Source organism: Bartonella sp. AA1HLJMS (genome assembly GCF_042197445.1).
In the GTDB taxonomy this organism is placed as follows: domain Bacteria; phylum Pseudomonadota; class Alphaproteobacteria; order Rhizobiales; family Rhizobiaceae; genus Bartonella.
The window spans coordinates 1-833 of sequence record NZ_JBHIRW010000259.1 but is presented as its reverse complement, the minus strand read 5'-3'; the positions used below and the strand labels follow the sequence as shown (position 1 = coordinate 833).

The following is an 833-nucleotide window of genomic DNA, read 5'->3' as shown; positions in this document are numbered from 1 at the left end:
CCTGACCCGCCTTATACTGTTTCCCAGTGGGCTGATAAAAATCGTTATTTGAGCACAGTTACGAGTGCTGAGCCTGGATTATGGAGAACAAAGCGTACCCCCTATTTGCGTGAAATCATGGATAATCTTTCCTCCTACGTGCCAATTGAAACAACCATTGTCATGAAAGGGGCGCAGATCGGCATGTCAGAAGCAGGATTAAATTTCTGCGGTTATGCCATTCATTATAGTCCGGGACCTGCTCTTTATGTGATGCCAACGGTTGAGACAGCGAAGAAATTGTCCAAAACCCGTCTTGATCCAATGATTATGGCAAGCCCCGCTTTAAGCGAACGCATTGCCCCAGCGCGGGCACGCGACAGCGGTAATACTATGTTTTCGAAAGAGTTTGATGGTGGGGCATTGATGCTTACAGGAGCAAACAGTGCAGCTGGTTTGCGTTCCATGCCTATTCGTTATCTGATTTTAGATGAGGTGGATGCCTATCCTCTCAGTGTGGATAACGAAGGTGATCCGGTGATGATTGCGGAAAAGCGGACCTCAACCTTTGTGCAGAGAAAGATTTTTAAATTGTCCACACCCACCCACCGTGACACAAGCCGTATTGCCAAGGATTTTGTACTAGGAGACCAGCGATATTACAACGTGCCTTGTGATGCATGTGGTACACTACAGCCGATTGTTTGGTCACAAATCAAATGGCCGAAGGGGGCTCCTGAAAAAGCTGTGTTTGTTTGTGCGCATTGTGGTCATGAGCATGCCGAGCACCGAAAAACAGATCTCATGTGTGAAGAAAGAGGCGCATGCTGGGTCCCAACCAGTGAGTCAAGCAG

Annotated in this window: 1 protein-coding gene; it reads left to right on the top strand. The window is 47.9% G+C overall.

Translation table 11 applies throughout. The annotated features are described in order from the left end of the window. A partial coding sequence (locus tag ACFIQE_RS11045) for a phage terminase large subunit family protein (RefSeq protein ID WP_375707769.1) occupies window positions 1-833 on the top strand: 833 nt, incomplete at both ends.